Origin of the sequence: Aestuariirhabdus litorea, from assembly GCF_003864255.1 — a bacterium.
Taxonomy (GTDB): domain Bacteria; phylum Pseudomonadota; class Gammaproteobacteria; order Pseudomonadales; family Aestuariirhabdaceae; genus Aestuariirhabdus; species Aestuariirhabdus litorea.
The window spans coordinates 84,952-104,252 of the sequence record NZ_QWEZ01000002.1 but is presented as its reverse complement, the minus strand read 5'-3'; the positions used below and the strand labels follow the sequence as shown (position 1 = coordinate 104,252).

The window sequence follows — 19,301 nt, the reverse complement described above, 5'->3', positions numbered from 1 at the left end:
CGAGGCCGGGGTGACGGATGAAGCGCAGTCTACCACAGGGGCTTTATCGAGCGGAGCAAGTCAGGGAACTGGATCGGCTGGCCATTGAGGGTCATGGCATCTCCGGCTTTGACTTGATGCGCCGGGCAGCGCAAAGCTGCCTGGACAGCCTGCTGGAGCACTATGGTGGGGAATCCTCACTCTGTGTCCTCTGTGGGTCGGGTAACAACGCTGGTGACGGTTACCTGCTGGCGGCGCTGGCCCGCCAGGCCGGGTTGCAGGTGTCGGTAGTGAGTGTGGGCGATCCCGCCAGACTGCGAGGGGATGCGCAGCGTTCCTGGCAGCTGGCCTCTGAGCAGGGGGTGCCCATGCAGCCCTGGCAGCGGGATCTCGAATTGCCGGAGGAGGGGCTGCTGGTGGACGCCCTGCTGGGAACGGGCCTTAAGGGTGAGGTGCAGGGGGATTACCGCGCGGCCATCGAGGCGATCAATGCGTCTGCTTCGCCTGTGCTGGCGGTGGATATCCCCTCGGGTTTGAGTGCCGATAGCGGAGCCGAACTCGGTTGTGCCGTGCGGGCTGACCTGACAGTAACCTTTATCGCCCTCAAGCGTGGGCTGTTCACCGCCGCTGGTCCCCTCTGCTGCGGTGAGCTGCTGTACGATGACCTCGACGTCCCTTCCCAGTTATTTCGCCAATTACCCGCCGACCTGCAGGCGATTGATCCGGCGCCGCTATTGGCGAACCTTCCCCGGCGTCGGCCCGATGCCCATAAGGGGCGCCATGGGCACCTGCTGGTCGTAGGGGGAAATCACGGTATGGGTGGGGCCGCCATCCTGGCTGCCGAGGCGGCACTCTATGCCGGCAGCGGGCTGGTATCGGTCGCGACCCGCGCTGAACACATTGCGGCCATGCTCGCGCGTCGGCCCGAGTTGATGGCGCGAGGGGTTGAGGATGCCGATCAGCTACAGTCGCTGCTTGTCGGTAAGAGTGCGCTGGTGGTGGGACCGGGTTTGGGGCAGGACGATTGGGCGGTTAACTTGTTGGAGTGCGCACTGGCCAGCGGGTTACCGCTGTTGCTTGATGCCGATGCCCTCAATCTGTTGGCGGATCAGCCCCAGTTACTCAATGGTCTGGAGAGCGAGTGTGTGCTTACACCGCATCCGGGAGAGGCGGCCAGGCTGCTGGCCTGCAGCAGTCACGAGGTGCAGCGGGATCGCTTTGCGGCGGTGGCCCGGCTGCAGAAGCAGTGGGGGGACGTGGTGGTGCTCAAAGGGGCTGGCTCCCTGGTGGCGGGCCCCCAGGGAACGGCGCAGCTATGTCGCGCAGGTAATCCCGCCATGGCAGTCGGGGGGATGGGGGACCTGTTGTCGGGGGTGATCGGATCGTTGCTGGCGCAGGGGGTGGCGACACTGGAAGCGGCCCTGTTGGGATGCTGGTTGCACAGTGCAGCGGCGGACCGGGTTGCCCTTGAGCAGGGGGTGAGAGGTTTGCTGGCGACCGATTTACTGGTACAAATACGCAAATACGTTAATGGTGTTGGTTAGATTGCATGCCTAACTCCTTGAATCTATATATTTCCGATGAGCAGCAGATGATTGAGCTGGGCGCTGTACTGGCGGATTCCAGCGGGCTCGAGGGGGTGATCTACCTGCAAGGCGACCTGGGGGCCGGTAAAACCACCCTGAGTCGGGGGTTGGTGCGGTCTCTGGGCTATACAGGCGCCGTCAAGAGCCCGACCTACACCCTGGTGGAACCTTACGAACTGGAGCGTGGAGCGATCTACCATTTTGATCTTTATCGCCTTGCCGACCCTGAAGAGCTCGAGTTTCTGGGGGTGCGGGACTATCTCTCCGGCGGCGCACTCTGCCTGATCGAGTGGCCTCAGCGGGGGGAGGGCTGGTTGCCCGCAGCGGATCTTGAGGTGCGGATTGAAGTCAGCTCGCCGGGGCGGCAGCTGCAGCTGCTGGCCAATAGCCCCCGAGGGGAGCAGATGCTGGAAGCGGTACAAGCGCATTGGGGAGGCCAGGTGTGATGAGATGGCTCGGATGGGGATCTGTCCTGTGGATTCAGCTGATGCTGTCCAGCCTTGCCTGGGGGGCAAGCGTGGAAAGTATGCGTATCTGGCGGGCACCCGACAGTACCCGCCTGGTGTTCGACCTCAGCGCTCCGGTTGAGCACAGCCTGTTTCCCCTCAAGAACCCGGACCGGCTGGTTATTGATCTCAGCGGCGCTGAAATGTCGTCTGCGGTGAGCAAGCTGGCGACCGACAATACCCCGGTGAAGCAGCTGCGCTGGGCGCCCCGTAACGGCAAGGACCTGCGCATCGTATTGGACCTCAACGCCAGCGTTAAGCCCCGTAGCTTTCTGCTGAAGCCAAACGCCTCCTATGGTCACCGCCTGGTGCTGGACCTGGATGACCAGCAGAGATCCTCGGTCAAAACCGTCGAGGAGGTGGTGGCGCCCGGCGCCTCCCGATCAGCGGATGTGATCATCGCGATCGATGCAGGCCACGGGGGAGAGGACCCGGGTGCGATCGGCTATCGGGGGCTCAAAGAGAAGGAGGTGGTACTCAAGATCGCCCGTGAACTGGCCAAGCTGCTGGAGGCTGAGCCCGGCTTCAAGCCGGTGTTGGTTCGCACCGGGGACTATTACGTCGGGTTGCGCAAGCGAACCCAGCGTGCCCGTGAGGCCAATGCGGACCTGCTGGTCTCCATCCACGCGGACGCCTTCAAGGACCGCAAGGCCAACGGCGCTTCGGTGTTTGCCATCTCGCAGCGCGGCGCAACCTCGGAGACCGCTCGCTGGTTAGCCAGCAGCGAGAACAGTTCGGACCTGATCGGGGGCGTGGGCGGCGTGAGCCTGGATGACAAGGACTCGGTACTGGCGGGAGTGCTGCTGGACCTGTCGATGACCGCGAGCCTCTCCGCAAGCCTGGACGCCGGGTCCGAAGTGCTGAAGGAGGTGGGGCAAGTCAACCGCCTCCACAAGCGGCGGGTGGAGCAGGCTGCCTTTGTGGTATTGAAGTCGCCCGATATTCCGTCGATTCTGGTGGAGACCGGCTTTATCACCAACCCGACCGATGGCAAGAACCTGGCCAGTGACGCCCACCAGAAGCGCCTGGCCCGCTCGATCTTCAACGGGGTCAAGCGCTACTTTACCCGAACCCCTCCCCCGGGAACCTACCTGGCCGGCCATAAGCGGGGCAACCAGCAGCACCATGTGATCGCGCGGGGTGACACCCTCTCCTCCATCGCGTCGCGCTATCGCGTGTCGGTCGCCAGCCTGCGCCAGCACAACAAGCTTGACGCGGATCTCCTGCGCATTGGCCAGGTGATACAGATCCCCTGAGAGCGCTGCCCCTGTTGGGGCGGCCCCTGCTCAGGTACACTGGCCCCTGTTGTTCTGCTTACCTGTATATCCCCTATGAAAAAGATTCAGTTGTTGCCCCCTCGCCTGGCGAACCAGATTGCGGCGGGAGAGGTGGTGGAACGCCCCTCCTCGGTGGTTAAGGAGTTGCTGGAAAACTGCCTCGATGCCGGTGCCCGTCGCATCGATATCGACGTTGAGCAGGGCGGGGTCAAACTGATCCGTATCCGCGACGACGGTTGGGGCATTCCCGAAGATCAGTTGCCGCTGGCCCTGAGTCGACACGCAACCAGCAAAATCAGTGAGCTGGAGGATCTGGAAGCAGTCGGCAGTCTCGGTTTCCGCGGTGAGGCACTGGCCAGTATTAGCTCGGTAAGTAAGTTATCACTCACTTCGTCGGCGGAAGGCCAGGAGCAAGGGTGGCGGGTGCAGACCGAGGGGCGGGATATGGAAGCCCAGTTGTTCCCGGCGGCGCACCCCCGCGGCACCACGGTTGAGGTCCGCGACCTGTTTTTCAACACGCCCGCCCGGCGCAAATTTCTGCGCACCGAAAAAACTGAGTTTGGTCACCTTGAAGAGGTGATCAAGCGGCTGGCGTTGAGTCGCTTTGATGTGGGCTTCCACCTGCGCCATAACCAGCGCACCGTTCATCAATTGAAACCGGCCGAGTCACAACTGGAGCGCGAACGTCGTATCGCCATGCTCTGTGGTCCCGCCTTTATCGACAACGCGGTCTGCGTCGATGTGGAGGCCTCGGGACTGCGTCTTTGGGGGTGGGTCGGTTTACCCACCTTCTCCCGCAGCCAGGCGGATATGCAATATTTTTACGTCAACGGTCGGGTCATTCGCGACAAGCTGGTGGCCCACGCGGTGCGCCAGGCGTACCGCGATGTGTTGTATAACGGTCGCCACCCCACCTTTGTACTTTTCCTCGAACTTGACCCCACCGGTGTGGATGTCAACGTGCACCCCACCAAGCACGAGGTGCGGTTTCGGGATGGGCGCAATGTACACAGTTTTCTGTTCAGCACCCTGCACCGGGTGTTAGCGGAAGTCCGCCCCCAGGACCAGGTCCAGGAGCGGTCGCCATTGTCCGAATCGCCAGCGCCTAGGGCCAGTGGATTGGCGGCCGGGGAGTTTGGGGGGCAGCAGCCCATGGCGCTGCAGGCATCCTCCAGTGGTTGGAGCGAGCGCCCGCCGGCGGGAAGGGTCAGTGATCAGCTGGCCACCTACCGCAGTATGCATGCGGCCGTCGACCAGCTGCTGACCAACGGTGCAGCAGGGGGCATCGCTAAACCGGCGGAGTCGGAGCCGGCCGATGAAGAGGTACCGCCGCTGGGTTATGCGCTGGCCCAGCTCAAAGGGGTTTATATCCTGGCCGAGAACCAACAGGGGCTGATTCTGGTGGATATGCACGCGGCCCATGAACGGATCACCTACGAACGGCTGAAGCTGACCTGGGCGGACCGGGGTATTACCAGCCAGCCGTTGCTGGTGCCGGTGTCAGTGGCGGTGAGTCAGCGTGAGGCCGATTGCGCTGAGCAGCAGCAGGCGCTGTTAGCGCAACTGGGCATGCAGGTGGAAAGGATGGGCCCAGAGACCCTGACGGTCCGCCAGTTGCCTGCGTTACTGCGCAACGCCGATGTGGAGCAGTTGCTGCGGGACCTGTTGGCGGACTTGATGGAACAGGGTAGCAGCGATCTGCTGGAGGCTCGTCAGCATGAGATCCTGGCCACCATGGCCTGTCATGGGTCGGTACGGGCTAACCGGCGCCTGACCCTGCCCGAGATGAACGCCCTGTTGCGGGATATGGAGGTGACTGAGCGCAGTGGCCAGTGCAACCATGGTCGCCCCACCTGGACCCAGCTCGACATGGGTGAGCTGGACAAGCTGTTCTTACGGGGGCGCTAGGGGGTGGTCACCGAACCGGATCAGCGTCCCTGGGCGATCTTTCTCATGGGGCCAACCGCAGCGGGTAAAACTGACCTGGCGGTGGCCCTGCACGAGCGCTTACCCTGCGACCTGATCAGTGTGGACTCGGCCATGGTTTACCGGCAGATGGATATTGGCACCGCCAAGCCGGACGCCGAGCTGCTGGCGCGGGCTCCCCACCAGCTGATTGATATTCGTGACCCGGCCGAACCCTACTCTGCCGCCGAGTTCTCCCGGGACGCCCTGGCCGCCATGCGGCGCAGCCACGACGCCGGACGTGTGCCCCTGCTGGTGGGGGGGACCATGCTCTATTACAAAGCGCTGCGCGATGGCCTGGCGGAGATGCCCGGTGCGGATGAGCAGATTCGCCAGCGCCTGCTGGATGAAGCGGCCGAGTTGGGGTGGCCGGCTCTGCATCGCCGCCTGGCGGTGCTGGACCCCGAGTCGGCGGCACGGATTCATCCAAACGACCCCCAGCGACTGCAGCGCGCGCTGGAGCTTTGCGAGCTGACTGGTAAGACCATTACTGAACTGCGAGAGGAGCAGAAAGCGTCCACCACAGAACCTTTCCCGTTTCGCCTGCTCTCGCTGGCGGTCGCACCGGCCGAGCGCTCGGTATTGCACGGCCGTATTGCCCAGCGTTTCGGTCTGATGCTTGAGCAGGGGTTGATCGAGGAGGTAGAGGCGCTCTATCGGCGGGGTGACCTGAGCCTCAAGCTTCCCTCCATCCGCTCGGTGGGCTACCGCCAGGTGTGGGAGTACCTGAGCGGGGAACTAGGCCGCGAGGCGATGGTCGAAAAAGGCATCATCGCAACTCGGCAATTGGCCAAGCGACAGTACACCTGGTTGCGGGGTTGGGGGGAGCTGTGTTGGCTGGACAGTCTGGCGCCAAATCTGTTGGCGCAGGCCTTGAAACAGCTGCCAGCCGACCTCATATAAAGCGTTCGAAGACGTAAACTGGTTTTTATAGCGGCTTATCGGTATTGACGTCTATAATTCGGGGGCATAGGGTGACGGGTTCTTGAGGTGCTGTAACAGTAGGCGCCGCCTGTTATCCAAGCTGATTTTTTCATACACCTGGTCACCATTTTTTACCTACTTAAGGAGTAGAACCATGTCAAAAGGGCATACCCTACAAGACCCTTATCTGAACGTATTGCGCAAGGAACGCATTCCCGTTTCCATCTATCTGGTAAACGGCATCAAGCTGCAGGGCCAGGTCGAGTCATTCGATCAGTTTGTCATTCTGCTGAAAAACACCGTCAGCCAGATGGTGTACAAGCACGCTATCTCAACGGTTGTTCCAAGTCGTCCGGTGCGTATGCCGGTTCCTGCATCCGAGCAGGGTGAGGCGGACAACGTCTAATTATTAGCTAGATTGGAGTACCTCATTGTTTTTTGAGCGCCATGAAGGCGGTGAGCACGCGATACTGGTTCATCCCGAGTTTTCAGAAGACAGTGAGCGCGAGGACCCCCGGGAGTTTGAGGAGCTGGTCAGTTCGGCCGGCGCCCTTGCGGTGGCCTTTATCTCGGTGTCTCGACTGCAGCCCAGTGCCCGTTTTTTTGTGGGTACCGGCAAGGTGGAGGAGATTCGTCAGCTGGTGGTCGCCCACCAGGCTGAAGTTGTGATCTTCAACCACTCGCTGACCCCCTCCCAGGAGCGTAACCTGGAGCGGGCGTTGCAGTGCAGGGTTCTGGATCGCACCGGGCTGATTCTCGATATCTTTGCCCAGCGCGCGCGTACCCATGAGGGTAAGCTGCAGGTAGAGCTTGCCCAGTTGCACTACATGAGCACACGTCTGATACGGGGCTGGACCCACCTTGAGCGTCAAAAAGGGGGGATCGGCCTGCGTGGTCCGGGTGAAACTCAGCTGGAAACCGACCGGCGCCTGCTGCGGGCGCGTATTAAAGCGATCATGAAGCGGCTGGAGCGGGTGCGCAAGCAGCGTGACCAGGGGCGTCGCTCACGACGTCGGGCGCAAATCCCCAATATCTCTTTGGTGGGGTATACCAATGCCGGTAAGTCGACGCTGTTTAACCGGCTAACCGACTCGGATGTGTACGCCGCAGACCAGCTGTTTGCGACCCTGGATCCGACCCTGCGTCGTATCGATGTGGATGAGCTGGGGCCTGTGGTGCTGGCGGATACCGTAGGCTTTATCCGCCACCTTCCGCACCGGCTGGTGGAAGCGTTCAGGGCCACGCTGGAGGAGTCTGTTCAGTCCGACCTGCTGCTGCACATCGTGGATGCCGCAGATACCGAGCGTGACGATAATATCCTCCAGGTTGAGCAGGTATTGGACGAGATCGGTGCGGGCGAGCTGCCGGTGCTTCAGGTCTACAACAAGATCGACCTGATGGAGTCCGTTGCTCCCTCTATCCAGCGCAACGAGGCAGGCGAGATTGAGCGGGTCTGGTGTTCGGCGGCAACGGGTGAAGGGATCGACCTGTTGTTGCAGGCTATTGGTGAACGCCTGGGTAACGATATGGTGCACATGGAGTTGCCGCTCGACCACAGTCAGGGGCGCTTTCGGGCCCGTCTTTATGCCCTGGGCGGGGTAGTGGCTGAGCATTGCGACGAGTCTGGGGAGATGAGGGTTGAGGTGAGGATGCCTCGGCAGGATTTGTCTCGCTTGATGAAAGAGGCCGGTCTTGATCCGTTACCGGTTCCTGAAGAGGAGTACCTGGACAGGCTTGCAGCGGGGGAGGAGGCTCCCTAGAATCGTTGTAATCGTAAACAGTTAAACGCAGGGTTGGCAGGTTATCCCGTCGACCAAATTGATTTCACGTAATAAATGGAGAGGTCTATGGCCTGGAATGAACCGGGTGGTAACGGTAAAGATCAGGACCCCTGGGGGGGTGGTAATCGAGGTGGTAATCAAGGACCGCCTGATCTGGATGAGGCGTTTCGCAAACTGCAGGAGAAACTGAACGGTATCTTCGGCGGCAAGGGAGGGGGCTCTTCCTCCTCTAGTGGCGGTGGCGGTGTTTTTGTAGTTGCACTGCTGGTGGCCTTTGCTGCCTATATCTGGAATGCGGTCTATATCGTTGACCAGAAAGAGCGGGCGGTGGTGCTGCGCTTTGGTGAGTACCTGGAAACGGTGACTCCCGGCCTGCATATCTATTTTCCCCCGATCGACAGCAAATACCAGGAGAACGTGACGGAGTTTCGTACCTACAACCTGCGCCAGCAGATGCTGACCGAAGATGAAAATATCGTCGAGGTGGCTATGTCGGTGCAGTACAACATCTCCGACCTCAAGGACTTTATCCTCAATGTCGAAAATCCTGAGAGCAGTCTCGAACAGGCGACCCAGAGTGCGCTGCGCCATGTGGTCGGTGGTTCGGAGATGCACCAGGTGCTGACCGAGGGGCGTGAGGCGATGGCCGATGAAGTGCGCGAGCGCCTGCAAAGCTACATCAATAACTACGGCTCCGGCATCAATGTGGGCAAGATCAACGTCGAAAGTACCTCGGCGCCCCAGGAGGTCCAGCCTGCGTTTGACGATGTGATTCGTGCGCGGGAGGATAAGGAGCGTTCCCAGAACCGGGCACAGTCCTACGCCAACGCTATTGTTCCTGAGGCTCGCGGTGAAGCCCAGCGCCTGCTGGAAGAAGCCGAGGGTTATCGCCAGGAGGTGATCGCCCGGGCAGAGGGTGAGGCGAACCGCTTTACCCAGCTGCTGACCGAGTACAGGAAAGCGCCCGAAGTGACCCGTCAGCGTATCTACCTGGATACCCTGCAGGAGGTCCTGGGCCAGAGCAATAAGGTGCTGGTCGATGTGGATGGGGGTAACAATATGATGTACCTGCCGCTCGATAAGATTATGCAGGAAAGGGGAGGAGCCACCTCCAGCGGTCGCGTTGAGCTGGATGCACAGCAGATTCGCGAACTGGCTAACCAGGTGGCCGAGGACCTGCGCTCGCGCAGTAGTACCAGCAGCCGTAGCGGGAGGAGCGCACAATGAGTCCGAAAAGTATGTTAGGCGTTATCGTGCTGGCCCTGGCGGTGCTGGTGGGGATTGAAAGTCTCTACGTTGTTAGCGAACGTGAGCGGGCCGTGGTGTTGCGCTTCGGTGAGCTGATCGAGCCGAACGTGCAGCCGGGTTTACACCTCAAAGCGCCCTTTATCGACAAGGTACGAATTTTTGATGGCCGTCTGCTGACCCTCGATTCCCCGCCGGAGCGTTTCCTGACCCAGGAAAAGAAGGCGCTGATTGTCGACTCCTTCGTCAAGTGGCGGATCGATAACGTTGAAACCTTCTACACCGCGACCTCCGGTGATATTCGCCGTGCCAACCAGCTGCTCTCCCAGCGGGTTGAATCCCGCCTGCGTAATATCGTGGGTGGTAAGTCGCTGCAGGAGGTGGTGTCCGGTGAGCGTGACGAGCTGATGCAAGCGATTACCCTCAGCCTCAACAACATTGCCCGTAAGGAGCTGGGTGTAGAGGTGGTGGATGTGCGGGTCAAGCGAATCGACCTGCCCCCCCAGGTAAGCGACTCGGTCTTCGAGCGGATGCGCACGGAGCGAGACAAGGAAGCCCAGGAGATTCGCTCTCAGGGTAACGAGCAGGCGGAGGTGATCCGTGCCGATGCAGATCGCCAGAAGCGGGTACTGCTGGCCGAGGCCTATCGTGATGCTGAAAAGCTGCGCGGTGATGGTGACGCTCAGTCCGCTGCCATCTATGCCCAGGCCTACAACGCTGACACGGAGTTCTTCTCCTTCTACCGCAGTATGCAGGCCTATAAGGAGACCTTCCGCAAGCAAGGTGACATCATGGTGCTTGATCCGGAGAGCGATTTCTTCCGTTATCTCAAGCAGTCCGAAGTCAAATAGCACCGCACTGTAAATGGGAGCGCAGAGTACTTCTGCCTCCCAACAGTATTGTGTTAATATTGTTCAAACCGGGTCCCACCCGGTTTTTTTATGACCCCGATTTAAACGGGCAGGGCTGCGAATGGATATTTGGCACCAGTTGCTGGTGGCGTTTTGTCTGATGCTGGTGCTGGAGGGAATCATCCCCTTTCTGTATCCTCGCCGCTGGCGGGTGCTGGTCGCGCAACTGGCCGCCACCGACGATCGCACATTGAGGATAATGGGGCTGGTTACCATGCTGTGTGGCACTGGGCTGCTCTACCTGGTGAATTAACAACAGGCGTTGACGAATGACGATAGCTGACCGCTGGCTGCTGCCGGATGGAATCGACGAGGTGTTGCCCGCTGCGGCGCAGCAGGTGGAACGTTTGCGGCGTGAGCTTCTGGATCTTTACTCCAGCTGGGGCTACGAGCTGGTGATTCCGCCGCACATTGAATACCTCGAGTCCCTGCAGGCGGGAGCGGGCCATGACCTGGACCTGCAAACCTTCAAGGTCGTTGACCAGCTGACCGGGCGCATGATGGGGCTACGGGCCGATACTACCCCCTCGGTGGCTCGCATCGACGCCCACACCCTGCGGCGCGAGGGGCCGGTTCGCCTCTGCTATTGCGGTAGCGTGTTTCATACCAAGGCGAGCGCCTCCTCGGCATCGCGCAGCCCGATCCAGTTGGGAGCGGAGCTTTACGGCCATGCCGGGTTCGAGAGCGATGTGGAGGTGATCTCCCTGATGCTCACCACCCTCAAGCATGTGGGCCAGCAGCAGATCAATGTGGATATCGGGCACGCCGGTATTTTTCGCGGCCTGATGCGTGAGTCCGGGCTGGATGCCGACCAGCAGGAGCGGCTGTTCGATGCCCTCCAGCGCAAGGCCAATCCCGAGGTGCAGGCGCTGGTGGCGGAGGGGGTCAATGATCCGGCTATCGCCGAGATGCTGTGCCTGCTCCCCCATCTTAATGGGGATATCTCCATTCTGGCCGACGCGGGCAAGCGGCTCGCGGGGGCTCCGGCCGATGTGCGCGCGGCGCTGGTTCTGCTGGAGCAGATTGCCGCCGGGGTTCAGCAAGCATTTCCTGAGGTGTCGCTCTACTTCGACTTGAGCGAGCTCAGCGGCTACAACTACAACTACCATACAGGGGTTGTGTTTGCGGCCTATCTGCCCGGTAGCGGGCAGGCGATCGCCAAGGGCGGTCGCTATGACGGCATTGGTGCGGCCTTCGGTCGGGCACGACCGGCCACCGGCTTCAGTACCGACCTCAAGTTGCTACTGGGGTTAATGGTGCAGGAAACCGCCCCCCGCTCCGCCATTTTCGCCCCCCAGGGGGCCAGTGCGGAGCTGGTGCAGGGGCTGCGGGCCCAGGGCGAGCGGGTTATTTATGAGTTACCGGGACAGTCGCAGGGAGCGGCTGAGTTGGGTTGCAATCGTCGCCTGGTGGAGACCGCCGGTGGTTGGCAGATCGAGCCTGTCGAGCAGTAGTCTCGCCGGCAGATTAATCTAGCGTTGTTTAAAGAGAACAGACATGGGTAAAAATGTTGTAGTGCTGGGCACCCAGTGGGGTGATGAGGGCAAGGGCAAGATCGTGGATCTTCTCACCGACCAGGCCGCGGCGGTAGTTCGCTTCCAGGGAGGACACAATGCCGGTCACACGCTGGTGATCGATGGCGTGAAGACGGTGTTGCACCTGATACCATCCGGTATCCTGCGTGATGGGGTTACCTGCTACATCGGCAACGGCGTGGTGTTGTCTCCTGAGGCACTGCTCAAGGAGATGGCTGAGCTGGAGGCGAAGGGGATTCCGGTCTCCGAGCGCCTGCGCCTGAGCCCTGCCTGCCCGTTGATCCTGCCCTTCCATATTGCGCTGGACCAGGCGCGTGAAAAGGCGCGTGGTAACGCCAAGATAGGTACCACCGGTCGTGGTATTGGTCCCGCCTACGAGGATAAGGTTGCGCGTCGAGGCCTGCGTGTGGGCGATCTGGCTCACCCTGAGCGCTTTGCCAGCAAGCTGAAAGAAGTGATGGAGTATCATAACTTCATGCTGACCAACTACTACCAGGAAGCCGCGATCGACTACCAGACGGTACTCGACAGTTTCATGGAAATGGGGCGTACCCTGGCGCCGATGGTAGTGAACGTGGTGGATGCGCTCCATCAGCACCGCCGGAATGGCGACAAGATCATGTTCGAGGGCGCGCAGGGATCGCTGCTGGATATCGACCACGGCACCTATCCCTTCGTCACCTCCTCCAACACCACCGCTGGCGGGACCGCCACCGGCAGTGGAGTGGGGCCGCTCTACCTTGACTACATTCTGGGTATCACTAAGGCCTACACCACCCGCGTTGGCTCCGGCCCCTTTCCCACCGAACTCGAGTGCGAAGTGGGCAAATACCTGGCCGAGCGGGGCCATGAGTTTGGTGCAACCACCGGGCGCGCCCGTCGCTGTGGCTGGTTTGATGCAGTAGCACTGCGCCACGCGGTGCAGGTCAACAGCATCTCCGGTCTCTGCCTGACCAAGCTCGATGTCATGGATGGCCTGGAGACGATCCAGATCTGTGTCGGTTACCGGGATGCCGAAGGCCAGGAGATCACCGCCAGCCCGGTGGATGCCGAGGACTACGCCGCCCTTAAGCCTATCTACGAAGAGATGCCCGGCTGGAGTGAGTCCACTCTGGGTGCCAAGGCGATCGACGATCTGCCTGCGGCAGCACAGGCTTACATCGAGCGTATTGCCAAGCTGGTTGGCGCCCCGATCGATATCGTTTCTACCGGCCCGGATCGTAACGAAACCATTGTGCTGCGCCACCCCTTTGCGGAGTAACCGCTTCGCGCTGGACAAAAGAGGGGCCTGGGCCCCTCTTTTTATTTTCCCCGGGGATATTCCCCTAAACCCCACTGATTCGGCTACTCTATACTGCCTTTAGCCCTGTCCCGCTCCAATGGAGAACCCCATGAGCAAGAAATGGAGTCGAAAAGACCCCCACGCCGAGCGAGAGGCGCGCAATTACGATAACCCGATTCCCAGCCGGGAGCTGATTCTGCAGCACCTGGAACAGCGGGGGGCACCCGCCAACCATGCCAAGCTGTGCAAGGAGTTGGGGCTGGAACAGACCGGCGAACAGGAAGCCCTGCAGTTTCGCCTGCGTGCCATGTGCCGCGATGGGCAGCTGGTCTACACCCACCGCAACGAGTGCTATGGCCCGATGAGTAAAATGAACCTGATCCCCGGGCGCGTGCAGGGGCACAAGGATGGTTATGGCTTCCTTGTGCCCGATGCGGGGGGGGATGATCTGTTCCTGAGTCAGGGGCAGATGCGCCGGCTGTTTGATGGTGACCGTGCGCTGGTGCGTGTTGGGGGGGTTGATCGACGCGGGCGCCGTGAAGGGGTTCTGGTGGAGGTACTCGAACGTAATACCCATAGCCTGGTAGGGCGCTACTTCGAGGAGAACGGTCACGCCTTCGTCGTGCCCGACAACGCCCGCCTGGGACAGGATGTGCAGATCAGTGGCTCCTCCCTCAAAGTACGCCAGGGTCAGTTTGTTGTGGTCGAGATCACCGCCCAGCCCGGAAAGCACAGCGCCGCCCAGGGGATCGTCAAGGAGGTGCTGGGAGATCACATGGCGCCGGGTATGGAGATCGATGTGGCGGTGCGTTCCCACCAGCTCCCCCACAGCTGGCCCGATGCAGTGCTTCGCCAGATTCGAGACTTCAGCGAGCGGGTTACGGAGGCCGACAAGCAGGCGCGGGTCGACCTGCGTCAACTGCCTCTGGTGACCATCGATGGTGAAGATGCCCGGGACTTCGACGATGCGGTCTACTGCGAAGCCAAGCGCGGGGGCGGCTGGCGCCTCTATGTGGCGATCGCTGATGTCTCCCATTACGTAAAAGTGGGCACCGCGCTGGATGAGGAAGCGTTGAACCGGGCCACCTCCGTCTATTTTCCCGGCCAGGTTATTCCCATGCTGCCGGAGGTGCTCTCCAACGGTCTCTGCTCGTTGAATCCCGAAGTGGATCGCCTGGCGATGGTCTGTGAGATGACCATCAGTGCCAGTGGCAAGCTGAGCGGTTATCGATTCTATGAGGCGGTGATCTGCTCCCACGCCCGCCTCACCTACACTCAGGTCGGCACGCTGCTTGAGCATCCCGAGTCCCGTGCGGGCAAGCAGCTGATCCGTCAACTGGATCCGCTGGTGCCGCACCTTCAGGAGCTGTTTGCCCTCTACAAGGTGTTACGCAAGAGTCGTGAACAGCGCGGCGCGATCGATTTCGAAACCGTCGAAACCCGCATCCTGTTCGGGGAAGAGCGCAAGATCGAGCGCATTGTCCCGACCGTGCGCAACGAAGCCCACAAACTGATCGAGGAGTGCATGCTGTGCGCCAATGTGGCCACCGCGCGCTTCCTGGAAAAACTCGATGTGCCGGCGCTCTACCGGGTACACCCCGGGCCCAAGCAGGAAAAGCTGGAGAATCTGCACAAGTTTCTCGGCGAGCTGGGTTTGAGCCTGCCCGGGCGTGACAAGCCTGAACCACGGGACTACCAGCAGTTGCTGGAGCGGGTCAAGGATCGCCCCGATGCCCATATGATCCAGTCGATGATGCTGCGGTCCCTTGGGCAGGCGGTTTATACCCCGGATAACGATGGCCACTTCGGCCTGGCGTACAGCGCCTACGCCCACTTCACCTCCCCCATTCGTCGCTATCCGGACCTGCTGGTTCACCGGGCAATCCGTTACATGATCCGCTCCAGTGCCCAAGGGGCAACGGAGGGTGGCACGCGTCGTACCGGCGTGCTGTCGCGCATCAAGGATACCATTCGTCCCCGGGGGGACAGTGCTGTCATGGGGCGCGTAAAGGGCGCCGGGCTGCTGAAGAGGGAAGAGATCTACCCCTATGACCTGGCCCGTATGCTGACTCTGGGCGAGCACTGCTCCATGGCCGAGCGACGGGCGGACGAGGCGGTCAGGGATGTGGAGTCCTGGCTCAAGTGCGAATATATGCAGGGTCATATCGGCGAAACCTACCCGGGGGTAGTCACCGCAGTGACCGGCTTTGGGCTCTTTGTCGAGTTGGAGGAGATCTTTGTTGAGGGGTTGGTCCATGTCACCGGCCTGGGCAGCGACTACTTCAGTTTTGATCCGGTCCACCAGCGGCTTCAGGGCGAGCGCAGTCGGGTCAGCTATCGGCTGGGTGATGAGTTGATGGTCAAGGTGGTACGGGTCGATCTCGACGAGAAGAAGATCGATTTCGAGCTGGCCGACAGCCGCCCGCCGAAGCGCGCCAAAGGCGGGGGTGGTCGCCGCTCCGCCAAGGGGACGAGTTCGGGCCGCTCATCGGCGCGCACTGGCCAGAAAAAGAGCGGAGCGCGGGAAGAACTGGTAAAAAAAGCGGCCGAGGCGGCCCAGTCGGGTGACAAGAACAAAGGCAAGAGCAAGAGCCGCAAGCGGCGCTCGTCCCGTCGCAAGCCGGCGGACCGCTAGTCGCGGCCGCTCGCAGAGACCATGTCCGGCCTGGTCAATGGGTTGGGTGCAAACAGTAAGGAGATGTAGTGAGTAGCGAAATCAGTTTCGGGGTGCACGCGGTAGCCTCCCTGCTGGATAACCACCCCGACCAGGTGCAGGAGCTGATTCTCCAGCGCGGCAAACGGGGAGGACGTATCGATGAACTGCTGATGCGGGCGGAGGCCGCCGGTATCCGTATCGGGTACAAGGATAAGCGCTGGATGGATGAGCATCTGGAGGGGGTGCACCAGGGTGTCGCCGCCCGGGTTGCCATGCTACGGGCGGGGAATGAAGGAAGCCTGGAGCAGCTACTGGAGGGGCTTGAGGTGCCGCCGCTGCTGTTGATCCTCGATGGCGTCACCGACCCACATAACCTGGGTGCCTGCCTGCGCAGCGCCGATGCCGCTGGCGTGCACGCGGTGATCGCACCCAAGGATCGTTCGGCGCCCCTCAACGCCACGGTGCGTAAGGTGGCCTGCGGAGCCGCCGAGGTGATCCCCTATATTGCGGTGACCAACCTGGCTCGGACGATGAAAGGCCTTCAGCAACGGGGGATATGGATCACCGGTACCGCCGGTGAGGCAACCGAATCGCTGTTTCAACTCGACCTGACCGGGCCGCTTGCCGTGGTGATGGGGGCCGAGGGCAAGGGGATGCGTCGCCTGACCCGTGAACACTGCGACCGCCTCGCCTACCTGCCGATGGCGGGCGAGGTCAGCAGCCTGAACGTGTCAGTGGCCACCGGTATCTGCCTGTTTGAAGCGGTGCGCCAGCGCCAAGCGCCAGGGGGGGTAGCCTGATGCGAGCAGTGATTGTCGACGAAGCCACCCTGGCTGCAGAGGACCTCGATCTCTCGGGGCTGCTATCGATAGAAGCCGATTGGCAACGCTACCCGAAAACCGCCACCGGCGAGTTGGCAGAGCGGATAGCAGGAGCGGAGATTGTGCTCACCAACAAGGTGGTGCTTGACCGGTCGCTGATTGAGGCCAATCCGCAGTTGCGCTACATCGGGGTACTGGCCACCGGCACCAATAATGTGGACCTCAAGGCCGCTGAGGCTTGCGGGGTGGCGGTCACCAATGTCACCGGCTATGGCGCCCCCAGTGTGGTGCAGCACTGCTGGTCATTGATCCTCTCCCTGGCCACGCGCCAGTCTCTTTACCACCGGGATGTGGTCGCCGGACGCTGGACCGTCAGCGACAGCTTCTGCCTGCTCGACTACCCCATCATGGAACTGGCGGGCAAAACCCTGCTGCTGGTGGGCTACGGTGAGTTGGGGCAGGGGGTGGCGCGGATCGCTGAGGCGTTCGCTATGAAGGTGGTGGTGGCCAACACCCCGGGCTCACCCAACCAGCGCAGGGATCGTCCGGATCTTGATGCGGCCTTGCCCGGGGCGGATGTGATCAGCTTGCATTGCCCCCTGACCGAACCCACCCTCGGCCTGGTGGATGCCCGCCGCCTGGGGTTGATGAAGCCTTCCGCGCTGTTGATCAACACCGCACGCGGCGGGTTGGTGGATGAGGCGGCACTGGCTGCAGCCCTGCGCGCCGGCCAGCTGGCCGGTGCCGGGGTGGATGTTCTAAGCAGTGAGCCGCCGCGGGCCGATAACCCCTTGCTGGGAAAAGATATTCCCAACCTGATCCTGACGCCCCACAGCGCCTGGGGCAGCCGCGAGGCGCGCCAGCGCCTGGTGGAGATCGCGGCCGGCAATCTCAGGGCATTTTTGGCCGGGGAGTCGCGCAACCGTCTGGTGTGAGAAACCCCTCCCACTTGCCTCTGTATCCCCCTGAACCCCACGAATTCTGGGCGCTCAAGGGGGATTCAGGGGCTTGCATGTTGACGATCAAATCACTAGAATGCGCGGTTCCTTGAAAGGAATCCAGAGAGACTGCAGTAGAAGCCAGCGCCTGGCGCGACTTCATCTCTGGACGCTCTCTGTTTTTCTCCTTGCCTTACCGACGGGATGGTCCCGCTTCGGGAGGCTATAACCCGTAAGGAGCAATTATGCGTCATTATGAAATTGTATTCTTGGTGCACCCCGACCAAAGCGAGCAAGTTAACGCTATGGTCGAGCGTTACACCAAGCTGATCGAAGACGACAACGGCAAAATCCACCGTCTGGAGGATTGGGGTCGTCGTCAGCTCGCTTATCCCATCAACAAGATCCACAAGGCTCACTATGTTCTGATGAACATCGAGTGCAGCAATGAGGTTCTGGAAGAGCTGAACAGCAACTTCCGCTTTAACGATGCCGTTATTCGTAGCATGGTTATCCGTCGCAACGCCGCCGTCACCGAACCGTCCGATATTCTCAAGGCTGAAGAGAGCCGTAGCGAGCGTCGTGACAACCGTGAGGATCGTCGTGACCGTGACCAGCGCAGTGACAACAGCGAAGCCAAGGCTGAAAAGCCCGCTGATACTTCCGCTGACGAAGAAACTGCAAGCGAAGCCTGATCGGTTCTGCCGATTGTCCAACGAATATTGAGTTAAAGATAAAGGAGACGTTGCTATGGCACGTTTTTTCCGTCGTAGAAAGTTCTGTCGTTTTACCGCTGAAGGAACCGTCGAGATCGATTACAAGGATCTGGCTACCCTGAAGGCTTATGTGTCCGAAACCGGCAAGATCGTACCCAGCCGTATTACTGGCACCAAGGCCAAGTACCAGCGTCAGCTGGCTACTGCGATCAAGCGCGCGCGTTACGTTGCGCTGCTGCCTTACACCGACGCCCACGAGTAAGTACGGGTTGTTGGGGGAATAGTAATCGATGCGTAGTCTCGCTGAACTGATCATGAAGGGTCGACTGCAGGCCGGTGGAATTGCACTGGTGGCTGCGGCTGTGCCGATGTTTTTCTGGTTGAGTTCGGCGGTGGTGGCACTGGTGCTGCTGCGTCGAGGCTGGAACAGTGCCCTGGAGGTACTGATTGCCGCCTTGATTCCAGCGGGTTACTGGGCGCTGCAGGGAAATCCTGCGGCACTGCTCGTGATCAGCGCGGGTGCGGTGTTGGCCGCCCTGTTGCGAATCACGGTCTCCTGGCGAACCACCCTGCTGCTGGCCCTGATTGTGGGGGCGGCACTGGTGGTGATGGTTCAGGTATTGATACCCGGTACCATCAACGAGCTGAGTGCACAGGCCCACCAGATTATCGCGCAACAGCTGGCCTCGGTCGGCGAGAGCCCTGAGCTGGACGCTCTGCTGGATCGTCTGCAACAGCTCTTGCCCTTTGTGATGGCCGGTGTGATCGCCTGGGCTTACCTGCTGTTCGCAGTAGCCTCCCTGGCGCTGGCGCGTTACTGGCAGTCACTGCTCTATAACCCCGGTGGTTTTCAGCAGGAGTTCTACCAGCTGCGGTTGCCCGTCCTCTGGGCGGTGGCGTTGCTGGCGATGATCCTGATGGGAGCCCAGTTACCGCCTATGGTGACAGCCATGATACCGATTGCATCGGTACCGCTGTTTGTTGCCGGACTGGCGCTGCTGCACGGGCAGGTGGCTCTACGAAAGATGTCTCGGGTGTGGATCTACGGACTCTACCTGATGCTCTTTATTGCCACGCAGATTGCCTATCCCCTGATCGTACTGATGGCGTTTTTGGACAGTTTGTTTGATTTTCGGAGCCGCGCGGCCAAGCCGCAAGCCTGAGTCAGACAACGACTTG

General features: G+C 60.9%; 18 protein-coding genes. All 18 read left to right on the top strand.

Annotated features, from left to right (window positions below; translation table 11 throughout):
* The first annotated feature begins 17 nt into the window (after positions 1–17).
* The 18 genes from D0544_RS10535 (at position 18) to D0544_RS10450 (ending at position 19,285) form a co-directional block, all read left to right on the top strand.
* Positions 18–1,523: an NAD(P)H-hydrate dehydratase gene (locus D0544_RS10535; RefSeq protein WP_125016030.1), complete on the top strand. Its 1,506-nt coding sequence runs from the start codon at positions 18–20 to the stop codon at positions 1,521–1,523.
* Between the two features lie 5 nt (positions 1,524–1,528).
* Positions 1,529–2,011 carry a tRNA (adenosine(37)-N6)-threonylcarbamoyltransferase complex ATPase subunit type 1 TsaE gene (tsaE, locus tag D0544_RS10530; RefSeq protein WP_125016029.1) on the top strand — a complete coding sequence of 161 codons (483 nt, stop codon included), beginning with the start codon at positions 1,529–1,531 and terminating at the stop codon, positions 2,009–2,011.
* A 41-nt stretch (positions 2,012–2,052) separates the two neighbouring features.
* Positions 2,053–3,327, top strand: coding sequence for an N-acetylmuramoyl-L-alanine amidase (locus D0544_RS10525; RefSeq protein WP_243647315.1), 1,275 nt, complete (start codon positions 2,053–2,055; stop codon positions 3,325–3,327).
* A gap of 75 nt (positions 3,328–3,402) precedes the next feature.
* On the top strand, positions 3,403–5,256 hold the full coding sequence (mutL, locus tag D0544_RS10520) for a DNA mismatch repair endonuclease MutL (protein ID WP_125016027.1): 1,854 nt from the start codon (positions 3,403–3,405) through the stop codon (positions 5,254–5,256).
* A gap of 45 nt (positions 5,257–5,301) precedes the next feature.
* Entirely contained in the window at positions 5,302–6,216 is a 915-nt protein-coding gene (gene miaA / locus D0544_RS10515; RefSeq protein WP_125018204.1) for a tRNA (adenosine(37)-N6)-dimethylallyltransferase MiaA, read from the top strand.
* Positions 6,217–6,391: 175 nt separating this feature from the next.
* On the top strand, positions 6,392–6,643 hold the full coding sequence (gene hfq / locus D0544_RS10510) for an RNA chaperone Hfq (RefSeq protein WP_125016026.1): 252 nt from the start codon (positions 6,392–6,394) through the stop codon (positions 6,641–6,643).
* Positions 6,644–6,668: 25 nt separating this feature from the next.
* Positions 6,669–7,997: a ribosome rescue GTPase HflX gene (hflX, locus tag D0544_RS10505; protein ID WP_125016025.1), complete on the top strand. Its 1,329-nt coding sequence runs from the start codon at positions 6,669–6,671 to the stop codon at positions 7,995–7,997.
* Positions 7,998–8,084: 87 nt separating this feature from the next.
* Entirely contained in the window at positions 8,085–9,245 is a 1,161-nt protein-coding gene (gene hflK, locus D0544_RS10500; RefSeq protein WP_125016024.1) for an FtsH protease activity modulator HflK, read from the top strand.
* Positions 9,242–10,114, top strand: a complete 873-nt coding sequence (hflC, locus tag D0544_RS10495) for a protease modulator HflC (protein ID WP_125016023.1) — start codon at positions 9,242–9,244, stop codon at positions 10,112–10,114. The genes hflK and hflC overlap by 4 nt, the downstream gene beginning before the upstream one ends.
* Before the next feature lie 121 nt (positions 10,115–10,235).
* The gene (locus D0544_RS10490) at positions 10,236–10,427 is read left to right on the top strand and encodes a DUF2065 domain-containing protein (RefSeq protein WP_125016022.1); all 192 of its coding nucleotides are present in this window, start codon (positions 10,236–10,238) and stop codon (positions 10,425–10,427) included.
* A 16-nt stretch (positions 10,428–10,443) separates the two neighbouring features.
* Complete coding sequence (locus D0544_RS10485; RefSeq protein WP_125016021.1) at positions 10,444–11,628, top strand: ATP phosphoribosyltransferase regulatory subunit; 1,185 nt, start codon at positions 10,444–10,446, stop codon at positions 11,626–11,628.
* A gap of 43 nt (positions 11,629–11,671) precedes the next feature.
* On the top strand, positions 11,672–12,970 hold the full coding sequence (locus tag D0544_RS10480) for an adenylosuccinate synthase (RefSeq protein ID WP_125016020.1): 1,299 nt from the start codon (positions 11,672–11,674) through the stop codon (positions 12,968–12,970).
* Positions 12,971–13,100: 130 nt separating this feature from the next.
* Positions 13,101–15,626 (top strand): ribonuclease R, encoded by a 2,526-nt coding sequence (rnr, locus tag D0544_RS10475; protein ID WP_125016019.1) that lies wholly within the window; start codon positions 13,101–13,103, stop codon positions 15,624–15,626.
* Positions 15,627–15,694: 68 nt separating this feature from the next.
* Entirely contained in the window at positions 15,695–16,447 is a 753-nt protein-coding gene (gene rlmB, locus D0544_RS10470) for a 23S rRNA (guanosine(2251)-2'-O)-methyltransferase RlmB (RefSeq protein WP_125016018.1), read from the top strand.
* Entirely contained in the window at positions 16,447–17,403 is a 957-nt protein-coding gene (locus tag D0544_RS10465) for a D-2-hydroxyacid dehydrogenase (protein ID WP_125016017.1), read from the top strand. The genes rlmB and D0544_RS10465 overlap by 1 nt, the downstream gene beginning before the upstream one ends.
* 248 nt (positions 17,404–17,651) lie before the next feature.
* Positions 17,652–18,101 carry a 30S ribosomal protein S6 gene (gene rpsF, locus D0544_RS10460; protein ID WP_125016016.1) on the top strand — a complete coding sequence of 150 codons (450 nt, stop codon included), beginning with the start codon at positions 17,652–17,654 and terminating at the stop codon, positions 18,099–18,101.
* A 55-nt stretch (positions 18,102–18,156) separates the two neighbouring features.
* A complete protein-coding gene (rpsR, locus tag D0544_RS10455) occupies positions 18,157–18,384 on the top strand; it encodes a 30S ribosomal protein S18 (RefSeq protein WP_125016015.1) in 228 nt (75 codons plus the stop codon).
* A 28-nt stretch (positions 18,385–18,412) separates the two neighbouring features.
* Positions 18,413–19,285, top strand: a complete 873-nt coding sequence (locus D0544_RS10450) for a YybS family protein (protein WP_125016014.1) — start codon at positions 18,413–18,415, stop codon at positions 19,283–19,285.
* Positions 19,286–19,301 lie beyond the last annotated feature (16 nt).